Genomic DNA, 15,430 nt, shown 5'->3' on the forward strand with positions numbered 1-15,430 from the left:
TTGGGTGCGAGCGCCAGCATGGATGGGCCCAGCAGCCGCTGCATCCCGGCGACGCAGCGCTTGAGCGTCGCCTCGCCGTCCTCGGTCTCGCTGAAGACGTTGCGGCCGTCCCGGTCGAGCAGGCTGACATGGACGTGGAAGCCGGAGCCGGCGGTCTCGGGGAAGGGCTTGGCCATGAAGGTGGCGCGATGGCCGGTATCGAGGGCCGCTGCCTTGATCAGCCGCTTGAACATGATGCCCTGGTCGGCGACCTCGACCATGTCGGTGCCGTGGCCCAGGTTCACCTCGAACTGGCCAGGCGCGTATTCGGAGACCACGCCCTTGTAGGGCAGCGCCTGCTGGTCGCACCACTGCTCGACCCGCTCGAAGAACGGGCCGAAATCATCCAGCGTCTCGTGGGTCCAGACCTCGCCCTCGCGGGCATGGCGGCCAAAGCGCTCCAGATGGGGCAGGACCGGGAAGCCGTCGCGGTCCGGGGTCTTCTCGACCAGGTAGAACTCGAACTCCAGCGCGGCGCAGGGGGTGAGGCCCAGTTCGGCGAAGCGTGCCGCCACCTTGGCCAGCACGGTGCGCGGGCTGTAGGGGAACGGGCCGCCGTCATGGTCGCGCAGCTCGCCCAGCACCTGGCAGGAAGCCGGCCGCCAGGGCACCGGGGCCAGGGTACGCGGCTCCAGGTAGAGCGGCCGGTCGGCATCGCCCTCTTCCCAGACCAGGCCCGAGCGGTCGACGTTCGTGCCGGTCGTGTCCAGGCTGTAGAGCGAGCTGGTGAAGATCGAGCCGCCGGAGAGCGCTGAAATCACGTCGGCCTTGGGGATCCGCTTGCCGCGCGGGATGCCCACCAGGTCCGGCAGCAGCAGGTCGGCATGCTCGACCAGCGGGTGTTCGTCGAAGAAGGTCTGAACGAGCGGGTGCATCATGGAAACGGCCGGCGTCGGTTGCCCGGCGCCGGCCGTTTCTTCAATCAGTGAAGATCCGGCGGACGCGCGTCCTTCCACCTAGTCGGGAAGGGGTGCGCCCGCCAAGCCGGTTAGATGCTGTCCTGCACCCACTCGACCAGCTTCGACTTCGGCATGGCACCGACCTTGGTGGACGCCAGCTCGCCATTCTTGAAGATCATCAGGGTCGGGATGCCGCGCACGCCATACTTGGTGGGGGTGAGCGGATTCTCGTCGATGTTGACCTTCACGACCTGGATCTTGTCGCCCAGCTCGTTCTGCAGGTCCTCCAGGTGCGGGGCGATCATGCGGCAGGGCCCGCACCACTCCGCCCAGAAATCGACCAGGACCGGCTTTTGCGCCTTCAGCACATCCGTGTCGAAGCCGACGTCGGTCGTCTTTTCTACACCCATGATCGAATGCCTTCGCGATCACGACCCGACGGGGATCGTGTCCTTGTGCCTGAAGTAGGTATCGAGCACGCACTGCGTCAAGTTCACCGGCCCGTCATGGCCGGCTTGCGCCCGGGCCTGCCGGGACGTGCCGGCGCAGCAGATCCATCGGCAGCGGCATCACGGTGAGCGAATCGGTCCAGACCAGGGACGCACGGACCACCCGGTCAGGGAAGCGCTGCTCCAGCAGTGCCGCATAGGCCGCCAGCTGGCGCAGATAGGCCACCGGCGCCGCGTCCGCGCTGGGCGGTGCGGCACGCGCGGTCTTGAAATCGACCAGATGGATCACATCCGGCCCGATCGCGATCCGGTCGATCTGACCGCTCACCGGGACGCCGCCGAGCGTGCCGGTGATCGCCTGCTCGGCGCGCGAGCCGGGTCCGAACAGGGGTCGCAGCTCGGGATGGTCGAGCACCGCCAGCACCTGTTCGGTCAGGCGCTGGCGCAGCTCCGCTGCCAGCTCGGCGGCAAAGCGGCCGGCATAGCGTTCGGCCGCCGCCGGGCGCTCCGAAACGGGCAGCTCCGGCAGGAACTGGAGCAGGCGGTGGGCATGGAGGCCGAAGGCGCGCGCCTCCGGCCCGGCGCCTGTGGCCGGCGGGTCGTCGCCGCCTGCGCGGGAAGGGGCCAGGCTGCGGACCGAGGCCGGTTCCTCTGGCGGGGCCGCACGCAACCACACGGGCTCGGTCACCTCCGCACGGGCCGGTGCGGTGGCCAGAGGCTCGCCCGGTGCCGCCGCATCGCGGCCCTGGCGGCGCAGCAGCACTTCGCCGCCCAGGAGTGCGCTCGCGGCATCGACCCGGCGCTCGCAGCCGCCCGCTGCCTCCAGGGCCGCGCAGACCCGCGCATGCCAGCAGGGCTCGGCCTTGTCGGAGGGCTCGCCCCAGCCGGCCAGATAGAGCCGGTCGCGCGCCCGGGTGAGCGCCACGTAGAGCAGCCGGCGCGCCTCCTCGGCCTCGCGGCTGGCCTGGGCCTGGACGAGTTCCTCCACCAGGGGCGGCCGGGCGCCCTTGCTGCCGCGCAGGAACACCAGGCCGCTGGCCGGGTCGCGGATCAGGCTGCCCTGCCGCCCGCCCTGGCCCGGCCCGGCATCGGCCAGGATCACGACCGGCGCTTCCAGGCCCTTGGAGCCGTGCACGGTGAGCACCCGCACCTCGTCGCGGGCACTCTCCGGGTCGCGCTTGAGCTGGGCGTCCGAGGCGGACAGCCAGTGGAGGAAGCCGGACAGCGAGGCCGGGTGGCCGCGCTCGTACTCCAGGCACTGGCCGAGAAAGGCCTCGAGCGGCTCGACCACCTCGCGGCCCATCCGCTCGACGAAGCGCTGGCGGCCGCCGCCCGTGCCCAGCACGTGGCAGAACAGCTCGTAGGGCGGCATGAAGTCGGCGCGGCGGATCCACTCGCTCAGGCGCGCATAGGCGTCGGCAAGGCGGGGCGAGGTCTCGGCAAACGCGCGCAACCGCTCCATCAGGCTGGTCTGGCCGCGGTCATGCGCCAGGAGGAACAGTTCGTCCTCGCCGAGCTCCAGCAGCGGGCTCTTGAGCACGCAGGCCAGCGACAGGTCGTCCTCGGGCAGCACCAGCACGGCACCGAGCGCCAGGAGGTCGCGCACCGCCAGATGCTCGACCAGGGTGAAGCGGTCGGCACCCGCCACCGGGATGCCGCGCCGCTTCAGCGCACGGATCACCAGGTCCTGGATCCGGCCGCGCTTGCGCACCAGCACGAGGAAGTCCTGGGCGCGCAATTGCTGGCCCGACGAGTCCAGCGGCTCGCGCCGGGTGATCGCGTCCTGGATGAAGCTGGCGATCGCGGCTGCGACCTTCTGCTGTCCGGTCTCTACCAGGTCCGGCCGCCGGTCCGGCTGCCAGGGATCGTAGCCTGTCTTGTCGTCGCCGGGCGCCAGCGGCCAGATCCCGACCAGGCCGGGCGCCCCCCGCCGTGCGGTGGCGTGGCGAAGCACCGCACCGTCCGCCAGCACGCCCGGCCGGGCATCCTCGGCGGCGAACACCTGGTCGACCACCTCCAGCACCGTCTCGGTCGACCGGAACGACGTGTCCAGCACCACGGTCCGGATCGGCCGGCCGGCACCCGCCGCCTTGGCCTCGAGCCTGGCGCGCACTTCCTGGAGCGAGGTCAGGTCCGCACCCTGGAAGCCGTAGATCGACTGCTTCTCGTCGCCCACCACGAACAGGGTCCGGTGCCGGTTGCCCGCCCCCTCGCCGCTGAAGAAATCCTCCACCAGCCGCTCGATGATCGCCCATTGCGCCGGGCTGGTGTCCTGCGCCTCGTCGACCAGGACATGGTCGATGCGGGCATCCAGCTTGTAGAGCACCCAGTCGCGCACCGACGGGTCGGCGAGCAGCCGGCCGGCCAGGGCGATCAGGTCGTCATAGTCGAGCTCGCCCTCGAACGACTTCTGCTGCTCGGCATGGGCGATCGCGAAGAAGCCGGCGGCGAGCAGGGCGCCGGTCACCTCGGCGCACTCGGCGGCGACCAGCCGCTCCATCGCACCCAGCACCCGGGCCTGCTCGGCAGCGCAGATCTCGGCCAGCGCCGCGTCGGCCTTCTTCATCGCGGCCGTGACGATGTCCTTGATCGGCTCGCCCTTGTCGGTGGTCCAGGCCCGGACATAGGCTGGCCAGCCGGCCACGCGGGCGCCGGCATCGGCCGCCTCCAGCCAGGCCTGCAGCCGCTCGGCCCGAGCCTGATAGTTCCTGCTGCCGCCGGCCAGCGCCGCCTGGACCTTGCGCAGCGCTGCCGGATCGAAGGCGCCGTCCGCGCAGGCCTCGGCCAGGAGTTCCTGGCAGCTCTGCCTGACTCCCAGGCTTTCGGCCACCGACCGGGCCAGCCGCTCGACGCCTTCCGCACCGGCCGGCCCGTCCAGGAGCTGGCGGCGCATGCCGATCACCTCGGAGATCAGGTCGTCCACGGTCTGGTCGGCGAAGCGCTCGGCCAGCACGCTCACCGCCTTGGCCATCGGCGTGCCCGGCTGGGCCGCCGCCTCGAACAGGGCCGCCTTGGCCGCGGCCAGGCGCTCGGCGGCGGTGCGCTCGTCAAGCACCGAGAAATGTGGCGACACGCCCGCCTCCAGCGGGAAGCGGCGCAGGAGCGAGGAGGCCAGGCTGTGGATGGTGAAGATCGACAGGCCGGCCGGCAGGTCCAGGACCCGGTCGAACAGGCCGCGCGCCGCCATCACCTCCTGAGGTGTGGGGTCGCGCCCGAGCACGCCCGAAAGGTCGGCCAGCAGGTCGGTCTCGGCCGCGGCCGACCAGGCGGCCAGCCGCCCCTCGATCCGCTCGATCATCTCGGCTGCGGCCGCCTTGGTGAAGGTCAGGCCCAGGATCGTGTCCGGCGGGCTGCCGGCCAGGAGCAGGCGCAGCACCCGGTCGGCCAGCACGCGGGTCTTGCCGGTGCCGGCATTGGCGGTCACCCAGACGGAAACGGTGGGGTCCGCGGCGGCGCGCTGCTCGGGCGTGGGCGGGGGCGGCAGCTTCCAGCTCAAGTGCCGGGCCCGCCCGCGTCCAGCCGCTCCGGCTCGGCGGTCCATTCCGCCACCCGGGACAGGTGGTCATAGGCGTCCTGCCGGCGCGCGATCTCGGCCTTGGCCACCGCCAGATAAGGATTGCTCGGGTCATCGTACCAGGCGAGCAGGCGCAGCACCGCTTCCTCCAGCCGGTCCAGATGCGGGTCCAGCTCGTCCGCGAGCGAGGTCGCAAAGCCGCCCCGGCCGGCCAGGCTCCACAGGGCCAGCTCGGCCAGCGCACAGCGTTCCAGATGGCCGAACCGGCCGTTGCGGGCGATCAGCCCCTCGATCAGGATCTGCGGCCGGCGCAGCCCTGCCACTTCGCTAGGCCTGGGGATGGCGCCGGTCTTGTAGTCGATGATCGCGACCCGCCCGTCCGGCAGGCATTCCAGCCGGTCGGCCTTGGCCTTGAGCTCGACGCGCCGCCCGGGGAGCTGGACCTGCCAGCTCCCGGTCCGCTCGGCCAGGACCTGGATGCCCTGGCAGCGGCGCGCCGTTTCCTCGGCCAGCACCTGCTCGGCCGCCCGGAGGAAGCGCGGCCACCACAGGGCGCGGACCTGCGGATAATGGCTGAACCGGGCGAACGCCGCCTCGCCCATCTTCTGCAGCACGGCGAACGGCTCGCCTGGCAGCGCTTCCGGATGGGCGCGCACGAAGCTCTCCATCGCCTGGTGCACGGCCACGCCGCGCTCCGCGGCACCGGCCTGGGCGTCCACCGGCTCCAGCTCGCGCAGGCCCAGGATCTTGCGGACATAGAAGAGGTAGGGGTCGTCCAGCAGGGTCTCGACCTCAGTGGCCCAGATCTCGGCGGGCCTGGCCTTGCGGCCGGGCCTGGGCCTGGGCCGCTCGATCCGCCGGGTCGCCGGATGGCTGGCGTCCAGCCGCTCCACCAGGGTCGCGCGTACCTCGTCGGCCTGGACCCGCCCCAGCAGGCCAGGGCCGCGCAGGGCGGCTTCCAGACGCACCAGGAAGCGCGAGGGCGTGGTCGGGCTGCCGCCCGGGTCGCGCCTGGAGCGCACCAGGATCAGCTCGTCGGCGGCGAACTGACCAAGCAGGTCATGGCCGGCCATGCCGATCCGGGCGTCCACCGGCGGCAGGCCCAGCGTCTGGCGCATCGCCCGGTTCAGCCACGGGCCCGCGTCGCTGTCCTCGGGCCAGGCACCCTCGTCCAGCCCGGCCACCACCACCCGGTCGGCATCCAGGAGACGCGCCTCGAAGCGGCCGCGGATCGCGATGCGCGGATGGCGCGGCCGGCGCGGGCGGACCGGGATCTCAGCCATCAGCACCGCCAGCAGCGCCGGCCAGGCCGAGGGTGGCATCGGCGCCTCGTCGGCCAGCGCCAGCTCCAGCCTGGGCAGGAAGGCCGCGATCTCCGCTCCGGCCTCACGGGCGAAGAACTCGGCGTCGCTGCCGTCCTCGTCGGTGGTGAGCCAGCGGATCAGGGCCAGGTGGCGGCGCAGGATCTCGGCGGGCAGAGCCGGCTCGCCGCTGCCGAGCAGCTCGGCCAGCGGTGCAGCCGCGCTGGCCAGCTCGGCGAACCATTCCGCCAGCCGCTCCTGGGCCACCGGTGCCGCCCAGCGGGTGCTGGGCTCGCGCAGCATCGCCAGCACGCCGTCCAGCCCGCCTGCCGGACGGGGGCCGCGCAGCACGCCGCGCTCGAGTGCCCGCACCAGCCGGCGGAACGTGCCCTGGTCCTGGCCGCCCCGGGTCAACGGATGCTTGAGCAGGGCCAGCAGCGCCGCCGGCGGAAAATGCTCAACCGCGGCATGGGCGGCCAGCAGCAGCAGGCTGCCGGGCGGGGTCTGATCCAGTGGCGTGCCGGCGCTGTCGTCGACCACGATGCCGTAGCGGCCGAGCTCGATCGCCACGCGCCGGGCGAAGTTGCGGTCGGTGGTCACCAGTGCCGCGGTGCGGCCGGGCTGCTCCATGGCCTGGCGCAGATGCAGGGCGACCGACACGGAAGCGGCCGCCGGCTCCCGCCAGGTCTCGATCGCGAGACCGTCCACCACCTCCTCCGGCAGGTCGGCACCCGCGGCGGGCACGACCTCGCCGATCCGCCGGGCCAGCCGCTCGCGCGGCCGCGCCACGGCCGCGCCCGGCCAGGGGCGCACCTCGCGTGGCGTGGCGCCGATCCGCTCCAGCAGGGTGGTCAGCGGGGCCAGCGGGTGCGTGGGGCCGGTCGTCTCGGTGCTGGCGGGATCCAGGCCCTGGAGGACCAGATGCCCCTCCGGCAGGCCGGCCACCACCGCCATCAGCCGGGCCACGGCCGGGATGCTGCCGGTGACGCCGGCCACGATCACCGGATGGCCGGGCGGGCGGAGCAGCCAGCTCTCCGCCCGGGCGTCCAGCAGCATGCGGCGGCGCTTGGCCGGGTCCACCCGGCCTTCCTCGCTCAGGACCGCAGGCCAGGCCTGGTCCAGGATCTTCAGGAAGGAGAGGGTGCGCTGCCAATGCTCGGCCAGCTCCTCCGGCACCAGCCGGTCGAGCCCGGCAGCATCGACCTCCTCGGTCTGCAGCTCGTCCAGGAAGCGGGCGAGGTCGCCGGCCAGGCGGAGCGAGCGGTCCATGTTCGGCGTGTGGCCGGAAGCCTGCTCGACCGCCCGGACCAGCCTTGCCAGCAGCAGGCGGCGGCGGATCGTGCAGATCGCGGGCGGCAGGTCCAAGGCACTGGCCGGGTCGAGCAGGAGGGCGTCCTCCTCGATCTCGCCGATCGGCTGGATGCGCGGGCAGAGCCGGGTCGAGCCATCCTCTGGCCGCAGCGCCTCGCGCAGGGCCAGCACCGCACGGCGCGACGGCAGGAGGATCAGTGCCTCCTCCAGCCGGTCGCCGAACATCTGGTCCAGGCCCCGGACCAGGGCCGGCAGGAAGGGCGTGGTGAAGGGGATCGTCCACAGGCTCATCGTGAGCCTTCAGCTACCCAAACCGTGCCGCGCGTGCCAGTCCCGGATGGGCTCCAGCGCCGGATGGTCCAGTGCCTGCTGCAATTGGGTGCGTACCCGTGGCAGCAGCGCCTGGTAGCCGGCCTTGCCGTCACGCACCGCCAGACGCCGGAACAGGCCCAGGATCTTGGTGGTGCGCTGCGCCGCCATGATCGCGCAGGCCGCGGTGAACCGCTCGGCATCCAGCTCCGGCCGCAGGTCGAGATAGCGTGCGGCGGCGGCCGCCACCGTGTCCTCCGCGACGTCGCGGCGGGCATCGACCAGGAGCGAGATCAGGTCGTAGGCGGGCGGGCCGATCCTGGCCCCCTGGAAGTCGATCAGGGCGAAGCGCTCGCCCACCGCCAGGAGGTTCAGGGCGTGGAAGTCGCGATGGACCACCACATCCCGGCCGACCCGGGCCGCCGGCAGCACGTCCCGCCAGCGCCGGAGCAGGTCGTCCTGCACCGGTGCCGGCAGGTCGGCGGCCGCCCATTCGGCGAAGATGCCGATCTCGAACAGGAAGAACGCGTCGTCATAGGCCGGCAGGAAGTCGGGGACCGGTGCCTCCTGCAGGCGCACGAGCTCGGCCACCGCCCGGTCGTAGAGGCCGGCCTCGGCGTCCGGCCGGTCCGCGCAGAGCCGGGCGAGCAGGCCATCGCCCAGATCCTCGACGAGGAGGAAGCCCGCTTCGGTGTCCGCCCGGTGAATTTCCGGTGACAGCAGGCCCTGGCCACGCAACCAGTCTGCCATGCACACGAACAGCGCCGTATCCTCGGGCGGCGGGGCGTCGACCAGCAGGGCCGGCGAGGGGCCGCCTTCCAGCCGCTCGTAGCGGCGCAGGGAGGCGTCGCCGGCGAGCGGCAGGCGTGTGGCACCGGCCCAGGGCGAGTCCGCCAGGAAGGCGGCGAGCGCGGCAGCGCGGGTCATGCGGCGAGCTCCGCCAGCCGCCCCGCCCAGCCGGGGCCGGCCGTGATCGTCAGCCGCCTGGTGTCTGGCCGCTCCGTCTCGGCAAGGGCCAGCAGCAGCGGCTCGCCCGACAGGCGGTCGCCGCCATGCTCCGGCCATTCGACGAGCAGCGCGCCATCGCGCAGCACCTCGTCCAGCCCCAGCGTCGCGACCTCGTCCGGGTCGCCCAGCCGGTAGAGATCGGCATGGCCGACCAGCAGGCCCGGCAGGTCGTAGAGCTGGAGCAGGGTGAAGGTAGGCGAGGGCACCTCGATCTCGGCACCGGCCAGTGCCCGGATGGTGGCACGCGCCAGCTCGGACTTGCCGGCGCCGAGATCGCCGGACAGGCCGACCAGGTCGCCCTTGCGCAACAGCCGGGCGAGCCTGGCCGCGAACGCATGGGTCGCGGCCAGGTCGGCCAGCTCCAGCTCGCGGGTCGCGGCCAGGCGCCCCTCGCTCAGTACCGGTAGTGCTCGGGCTTGAACGGGCCCTGCGTGGTCACACCGATATAGGCGGCCTGCTGCTCGTTCAGCTTGGTCAGCTTCACGCCCAGCTTCTCCAGATGCAGGCTCGCGACCTTCTCATCCAGGTGCTTGGGCAGGGTGTAGACCTTCTTCTCGTACTTCTCGGCGTTCTGCCAGAGTTCGATCTGGGCCAGCACCTGGTTGGTGAAGGAGGCCGACATCACGAAGGCCGGGTGGCCCTTGGCGCAGCCGAGATTGACCAGGCGGCCCTTGGCGAGCAGCACGATGCGCTTGCCGTCGGGGAACTCGATCTCGTCGACCTGCGGCTTGACCTCTTCCCACTTCATGTTCTGCAGGGCCGCGACCTGGATCTCCGAGTCGAAATGGCCGATGTTGCAGACCACCGCCGAATCCTTCATCGCCCGCATATGGTCGATGGTGATCACGTCGATGTTGCCGGTGGCGGTGACGAAGATGTCGCCGATCGGCGCCGCCTCGTCCATGGTCAGGACCTGGTAGCCCTGCATCGCCGCCTGCAGCGCGCAGATGGGATCGACCTCGGTCACGATGACGCGCGCACCCTGCGAGCGCAGGCTCTCGGCCGAGCCCTTGCCGACATCGCCGAAGCCGGCCACGACCGCGACCTTGCCGGCCATCATCAGGCCGGTGGCGCGCTTGATGCCGTCCACCAGCGATTCGCGGCAGCCGTACAGGTTGTCGAACTTCGACTTGGTGACGCTGTCGTTCACGTTGATGGCCGGGACCATCAGCTTGCCGGCCTTGGCCATGTCGTAGAGCCGGTGCACGCCCGTCGTGGTCTCTTCCGAGATGCCACGGACGTCCTTCATCAGCTCCGGATAGTCGTTGTGCATGACGAGCGTCAGGTCGCCGCCGTCATCCAGGATCATGTTCGGCGTCCAGCCGTCCGGACCCTTGATGGTCTGGCGCAGGCACCAGTCGTACTCTTCCTCGGTCTCGCCCTTCCAGGCGAACACCGGGATGCCCTGCTTGGCGATCGCCGCGGCGGCCTGGTCCTGCGTGGAGAAGATGTTGCAGGACGACCAGCGGATCGTCGCACCCAGATGGACCAGCGTGCGGATCAGCACCGCGGTCTCGATGGTCATGTGCAGGGAGCCGGCGATCCGGGCACCCTTCAGGGGCTGGCTGTCGCCATACTCGGCGCGGAGCGCCATCAGGCCGGGCATCTCCTTCTCGGCCAGCAGGATCTCGCGCAGACCCCAGTCGGCGAGGCCGATGTCGGCGACCTTGTAGTCGGTGAACTCTGCCATGGTGTTCTTCAGGATTCCGGTCTGGTGGCGGTGCGGGGCGTCACTCGTCGCGCCGGGCCGTTGCCGGGGACAGGAGGGAGGAGACCGCCCGCGTGGTCCGGGGGATATAAAGCATAATGCATATGGTCGGCAAGCCGGCCGAGCGGCCGCTGCTACCGTCGGTCGGGCCGGGTGGCCAGCGCCAGGGCAGCCGCCACCGCGACCACGCCCAGCAGCAGCGACCAGCCGATCGGCTCACCCAGCGCCACCGCACCCGCCAATCCGGCCGCCACGGCATTGGTGGTGATCGCCATGGCCACGCGGGTAGGGGTGGTGCGCGCAATCGCCTCGGCCCAGAGCCAGTAGGCGAGCGCACCGCCCACCAGGCCCACGTACAGCGCCACCAGCGCCTGGGTCCCGCTATAGTCCGCCAGCCCCGCCAGGCCGCCGTTCAGCCAGGCGATCAGGAACAGGATCGGCATCGACACCGCCATGCCCAGCGAGGTGAAGCGCAACGGGCCGGAGCGGACGATGAAGCGGCGCGACCAGATGTTGTAGAAGGCCAGGAACAGGGTGCCGCCCAGCATCATCAGGTCGCCCAGCCACGAATCGGGCGGCGCCTGGGCCAGCCCGCCCCACAGGGCGATCGCCACGCCGCCCAGGGCGATCAGCGCCGCAGCGGCCTTGCGCCAGGTGAAGCGCTCGACACGCAACAGTGCCGCCACCGCCATGGTCAGGAGCGGCAGGGTCGCCAGCGTCAGCGCCGCCCGGCCGGCGGTGGTGAACACCAGGGCCTGGTTCAGGATCACCGGGAACAGGACGAAGAACAGGATGCCCAGCAGCGCCACCACCGGCAGGTCGCGCAGGCTGGGCCAGCGCTCCTGCTTCAGGCAGGCGATCGGGAACAGCACCAGGACGCCGATGCCGAACCGGATCGCGGCCAGGGTGAACGGGTCGGTGGACGGCGCCAGATAGCGGATGCCGGTGATCGCGGTGCCGCCGAACACGGCCGAGCCCACGCCCGCCGCGATGCCTAGGAGTTCGGACAAGGAGGTTCCGGGTTCGAATGCGCAGGTGCCGCGGACCTGACCACGCCCGGCCACTCGCGGCAATGGCCGGCCGGCTGAAAGGCCCGGTCAGCCGGCCGCCGGCCGCGGCCCGTACAGGTCCGCCGAGCGGTCCAGATGGCGTACCATCGCCGCCTCGGCTCCCTCGGCGTCGTGCGCGGCGATCCGGTCGATGATCTCGGCATGCTCGCGCAAGGTCACCTCCTCGTTGCCGGGCCAGATCAGCAGGTCGGTGCGGTGCGCCTGCAGCCAGGTCAGCATCGCCTCGCTGACCGCGTCGAAGATCGGGTTGCCGGAGATCCGGGTGATCTGCCGATGAAACAGCATGTCAGCCCGGATGAAGGCGGGCACGTTGCCGATCTCCCGGCGCTGGGCCGCCAGTGCGTCGCGCAGCTGCCTCAGGTCCTCGGGCGTGGCCTGCTCGGCCGCACTGCGCACCATGCCGCGCTCGAAGAAGCGCCGGGCCTGCTTGAGATGGTCGAGATTGGTGGGCGAGGCGTTCAGCAGCAGCTGGGCGGCCAGGTCCACCTGGCGGACCAGCGAGCGCGCGGTGATCTCGCGCACCTTGGCCCGTTCGCCATGGCTGATCTGGATCAGGCCGAGATTGGCCAGGGCCTGCATGGCCTCGCGGATCGCCGGGCGGCCGACGCCGAAGCGCTCCATCAGCACCCGCTCGGAGGGCAGGGTCTCGCCGGTGCCGATCTCGCCGGAGGTGATCATGCCGGCCAGGCGGTCGAACACCTCGTCGGAGAGCTTGCGGCGGACGATGTGGTCGTTGGTCATGGTCCCGATCGAAGCCTGTCGCCGGATCAGCCTAGGCCGTCCCGGATTCCGACGAAATAGTCGTCGCCGCCGATCTGGCCGCCCTTGAACGCCAGTTCCGGCCCATCGCTGCCGTCCGGGCGGTGCGAGCGGCACAAGGGCGAGCCCGGCGTGCGCGGCAGCGGCAGGCACAGGGTGAGCGCCAGCACCCCCAGTTCGCCCAGCGCATGGCTGGACGTGTCGCCACCCGCGACGACCGCGCGCGTGAGCCCGGCCGTCCGGATCAGCCGGTCCAGGATCCGCCCGAGCCGGCGCCCGAGTTCCGCCCGGCCGGCCTCGTCGACCGTGGCAGCACTCTCCGGCCCGACCGCACTGGCCAGGATGACGCTCCGGCCGCCATCCAGCACCTTCAGTGCCGCTGCGACCGCGTGCTCGACGCCGCCTTCGGCCAGCAGTTCCTGCGGGCTGCGGGCCAGGAGCTGGAAGCCGTGCGCCTCGGCATGGCGGATCTGGCGCTCGGTGGTGGGCGAGACGCTTCCCGACACCACGGCCAGCCGCTCGACGGCCCCGGGGGGCGCGAAAGTCGGAGCGGGCTTGAGCAGCCCGGCCTCGCCCCAGGCGGCCAGCAGCGCATACTCGACGCCGGACGAACCGACCACGAAGCGGGGGTGCTCCCGGGACAGGCGAGCCAGCTGCCGGCCCACCGCCAGCTGGCTCGCCCGGTCGGCGACGTCGAACAGGAGCACGGCGGCGCTTGCTGCCAGCGCGTCGATCCGGGCCTCCGCGTCCGGCTGCTCTAGGGTCGGCAGGTCGACCAGACCCAGCGATCGCGCCGTCTGCGCTGCCAGATGCCGGCGCAGGTCGGCCTCCGCCATCGGCGTGACCGGGTGGCGGCTCATCACCGGATGCCGGTCGATCCGGTAGACCTCGTCGCGATAGGCGGCGAACAGCTGGCCCATGAAGGTGTAGCGGCGCAGCTGCGGCACGCCCACCACCACGGGCGTGCAGGCCTGGCCGAACAGGTCGGCGCCGAGCTCCAGGGCCCGGCCGATGCTGCCGACCGCAGGCGAGCTGTCGAAGGTCGAGCAGACCTTGTAGTGGCAGACGGCGGCTCCCTGCCGGCGCAGCCAGGCGAATGCCGGCGGCAGGTGCTTGTCCATCCAGGCCGGGCTCTGGCTGCGGCTGGTGCCGGCCAGGCCCACCGCGCCGAATCCGACGAAGCGGCCCTGCTCCTGCTCGTCCGGCGGGCGGACGAACAGCACCGTCCGGATTCCGGCCGAACCCAGCGCCTCCAGCGCGTCGGTGGATCCGGTGAGGTCGTCGCCATAGAAGGAAAGCAGGGGTGGGGCAGCCATCGTCCAGCACAGCATCGGCTCTTGACGATCTAGGTATACTGATCATACCAGTTCACGTCAACCGGAGGACGACATGGCGGGCGGACAGGCAGCAGACGGGATCCGGGTCACCTACCGGATCGAGACGGCCGGATCGGTCGAGGCGCTGGCGGACAAGATCGCGAGCGACCAGTCGACCGGCACCTTCACCGAGGTGCCGGGGGAAACGGCGGAGCTGAAGGCGCGCTGTGCCGCCCGGGTGACCGCGATCCGTCGGCTGCCGGATACGGACCGACCGGGCTTTCCCACGAACGAACCCGGGCCGTATCGGCGCGCCGACGTCGACATCCTGTTCCCCTTGGCGGTGGTCGGCACGGACATCGCAGCACTCCTGACCATCTGCCTGGGCGGCGTGTTCTCCATCAAGGGCCTCACCGGCATCCGCGTGGTCGATCTCGACCTGCCGCCCGCGTTCATCCAGGCCCATCCCGGCCCGAAGTTCGGCATCGAGGGCAGCCGGCGCCTGACCGGCGTGCGGGACCGGCCGCTGATCGGCACCATCATCAAGCCGAACCTGGGCCTCTCGCCCGAGGACAGCGCCGCCATCGCCAGGGAGTTGGTCGAGGCGGGCGTCGACTTCATCAAGGACGACGAGAAGCTGATGAACCCCGGCTACTCGCCGCTCGAGGCCCGGGTGAAGGCGGTGATGCCGGTGATCCTCGACCACGAGCAGCGCACCGGCCGCAAGGTCATGTACGCGTTCGGCCTGTCCTCGGCCGATCCCGACCAGATGGCCCGCCACCACGACCTGATCGCGCAGGCCGGCGGCAACGCCGCAGTGGTCAACATCGTCTCGATCGGCCCGGCCGGCATGGCCTTCCTGCGCAAGCGGACCGAGCTCGTCCTCCACGCCCATCGCAACGGCTGGGACATCCTGACCCGCCATCCGGCCCTGGGCTTCTCCTTTTCCGTCTATCAGAAGATCTGGCGCCTGCTCGGCGTCGACCAGTTCCAGGTGAACGGCATCGGCGCGAAATACTGGGAGCCGGACGAGAGCTTCGTCCAGGCCTTCAAGGACTGCAGCACGCCCATGCTCTCGCCGGCCGACCGCGCCCTGCCGGTGGTCTGCTCCGGCCAGTGGGGCGGCCAAGCGCCCGAGACCTACCGCCGCACCGGCCGCACCCTCGACCTGATGTATCTGGGCGGCGGCGGCATCGTCGGCCATCCGGGCGGCCCCGGCGCCGGCGTGCGTGCCATCCGCCAGGCCTGGGAGGCGGCCGTCCAGGACATCCCGCTGGCGCAGTACGCCCAAACCCACCGCGAACTCGCCCAGTCACTCGAGCGCTTCGGCGGCAAGGCCCCCGGCTGAGGGCCGACCGTGCTGGCCCGGGCGGGAGGACTGGCATGTCGGGCCTGGATCAGGTCATGGCGAACCGGCTGGCAAAGCCGTTCCACCCTGAGGCGTTGACGAACCGCTCGGCATTTTGGCACTTCCTGCGGGAAGGGCCCGCAGGATGCAGTGCCGGACGCGATGGCCTTGTCGCGCTTCCGGACCAATCTGGCCGAAGCCGTATCGGCAGGATTGAGCACGCGAGCCCGAGAGCGCAGACCGGTGATCAAGGTCGGCACCTTGCTCGATCCCGCCGTGATGGAAGCGGACGTGCAGCGACCTCCCGGCTGCGGCAGTGGGGCATTGAAGCGCTGCCACAAGGGGATGAACGTGGTGGTCACGCCCTCGCGCGGTCAGATCGAGAAGCTCGTCGGCATG

Annotated in this window: 11 protein-coding genes and 1 pseudogene; 2 read left to right on the forward strand and 10 right to left on the reverse strand. The window is 71.5% G+C overall.

Annotated elements, in window-relative coordinates:
* The 10 genes and pseudogenes from VNS22_RS09065 to VNS22_RS09110 all read right to left on the reverse strand — a co-directional run.
* Positions 1–914: pseudogene (locus VNS22_RS09065) on the reverse strand (glutamine synthetase); the annotation flags it as partial.
* A gap of 113 nt (positions 915–1,027) precedes the next feature.
* Complete coding sequence (gene trxA, locus VNS22_RS09070) at positions 1,028–1,348, reverse strand: thioredoxin TrxA (RefSeq protein ID WP_191060859.1); 321 nt, start codon at positions 1,346–1,348, stop codon at positions 1,028–1,030.
* Between the two features lie 94 nt (positions 1,349–1,442).
* On the reverse strand, positions 1,443–4,883 hold the full coding sequence (gene addA, locus VNS22_RS09075; RefSeq protein WP_325731698.1) for a double-strand break repair helicase AddA: 3,441 nt from the start codon (positions 4,881–4,883) through the stop codon (positions 1,443–1,445).
* A complete protein-coding gene (gene addB / locus VNS22_RS09080) occupies positions 4,880–7,804 on the reverse strand; it encodes a double-strand break repair protein AddB (RefSeq protein WP_325731699.1) in 2,925 nt (974 codons plus the stop codon). Before addB ends, addA begins: the two co-directional genes overlap by 4 nt.
* Positions 7,805–7,813: 9 nt before the next feature.
* Complete coding sequence (locus tag VNS22_RS09085; RefSeq protein WP_325731700.1) at positions 7,814–8,749, reverse strand: aminoglycoside phosphotransferase family protein; 936 nt, start codon at positions 8,747–8,749, stop codon at positions 7,814–7,816.
* A complete protein-coding gene (gene tsaE, locus VNS22_RS09090) occupies positions 8,746–9,228 on the reverse strand; it encodes a tRNA (adenosine(37)-N6)-threonylcarbamoyltransferase complex ATPase subunit type 1 TsaE (protein ID WP_325731707.1) in 483 nt (160 codons plus the stop codon). The genes VNS22_RS09085 and tsaE overlap by 4 nt, the downstream gene beginning before the upstream one ends.
* Positions 9,225–10,520: an adenosylhomocysteinase gene (gene ahcY, locus VNS22_RS09095; protein WP_325731701.1), complete on the reverse strand. Its 1,296-nt coding sequence runs from the start codon at positions 10,518–10,520 to the stop codon at positions 9,225–9,227. The genes tsaE and ahcY overlap by 4 nt, the downstream gene beginning before the upstream one ends.
* A gap of 152 nt (positions 10,521–10,672) precedes the next feature.
* Positions 10,673–11,548 (reverse strand): DMT family transporter, encoded by an 876-nt coding sequence (locus VNS22_RS09100; RefSeq protein WP_325731702.1) that lies wholly within the window; start codon positions 11,546–11,548, stop codon positions 10,673–10,675.
* A gap of 87 nt (positions 11,549–11,635) precedes the next feature.
* Entirely contained in the window at positions 11,636–12,349 is a 714-nt protein-coding gene (locus tag VNS22_RS09105) for a transcriptional regulator NanR (protein ID WP_325731703.1), read from the reverse strand.
* A gap of 26 nt (positions 12,350–12,375) precedes the next feature.
* Positions 12,376–13,683 carry a four-carbon acid sugar kinase family protein gene (locus VNS22_RS09110; RefSeq protein ID WP_325731704.1) on the reverse strand — a complete coding sequence of 436 codons (1,308 nt, stop codon included), beginning with the start codon at positions 13,681–13,683 and terminating at the stop codon, positions 12,376–12,378.
* A gap of 73 nt (positions 13,684–13,756) precedes the next feature.
* Here VNS22_RS09110 and oiaX point away from each other — a divergent pair, with 73 nt between their 5' ends.
* Together oiaX and VNS22_RS09120 are read left to right on the forward strand one after the other, a co-directional pair.
* Positions 13,757–15,031 carry a 3-oxo-isoapionate-4-phosphate decarboxylase OiaX gene (oiaX, locus tag VNS22_RS09115; RefSeq protein WP_325731705.1) on the forward strand — a complete coding sequence of 425 codons (1,275 nt, stop codon included), beginning with the start codon at positions 13,757–13,759 and terminating at the stop codon, positions 15,029–15,031.
* A 162-nt stretch (positions 15,032–15,193) separates the two neighbouring features.
* Positions 15,194–15,430, forward strand: a 237-nt coding sequence (locus VNS22_RS09120; protein ID WP_325731706.1) for a hypothetical protein, incomplete at its 3' end; no start/stop codon positions are given.

It is taken from the genome of Geminicoccus sp., from assembly GCF_035556675.1.
In the GTDB taxonomy this organism is placed as follows: Bacteria; Pseudomonadota; Alphaproteobacteria; order Geminicoccales; family Geminicoccaceae; genus Geminicoccus.

Bases quoted from the DNA above. Each gene is read 5' to 3' on its own strand.
- trxA (WP_191060859.1), bottom strand. From the start codon at position 1,348: ATGGGTGTAGAAAAGACGACCGACGTCGGCTTCGACACGGATGTGCTG.
- addB (WP_325731699.1), bottom strand. From the start codon at position 7,804: ATGAGCCTGTGGACGATCCCCTTCACCACGCCCTTCCTGCCGGCCCTG.
- VNS22_RS09085 (WP_325731700.1), bottom strand. From the start codon at position 8,749: ATGACCCGCGCTGCCGCGCTCGCCGCCTTCCTGGCGGACTCGCCCTGG.
- ahcY (WP_325731701.1), bottom strand. From the start codon at position 10,520: ATGGCAGAGTTCACCGACTACAAGGTCGCCGACATCGGCCTCGCCGAC.
- VNS22_RS09105 (WP_325731703.1), bottom strand. From the start codon at position 12,349: ATGACCAACGACCACATCGTCCGCCGCAAGCTCTCCGACGAGGTGTTC.
- VNS22_RS09110 (WP_325731704.1), bottom strand. From the start codon at position 13,683: ATGGCTGCCCCACCCCTGCTTTCCTTCTATGGCGACGACCTCACCGGA.
- oiaX (WP_325731705.1), top strand. From the start codon at position 13,757: ATGGCGGGCGGACAGGCAGCAGACGGGATCCGGGTCACCTACCGGATC.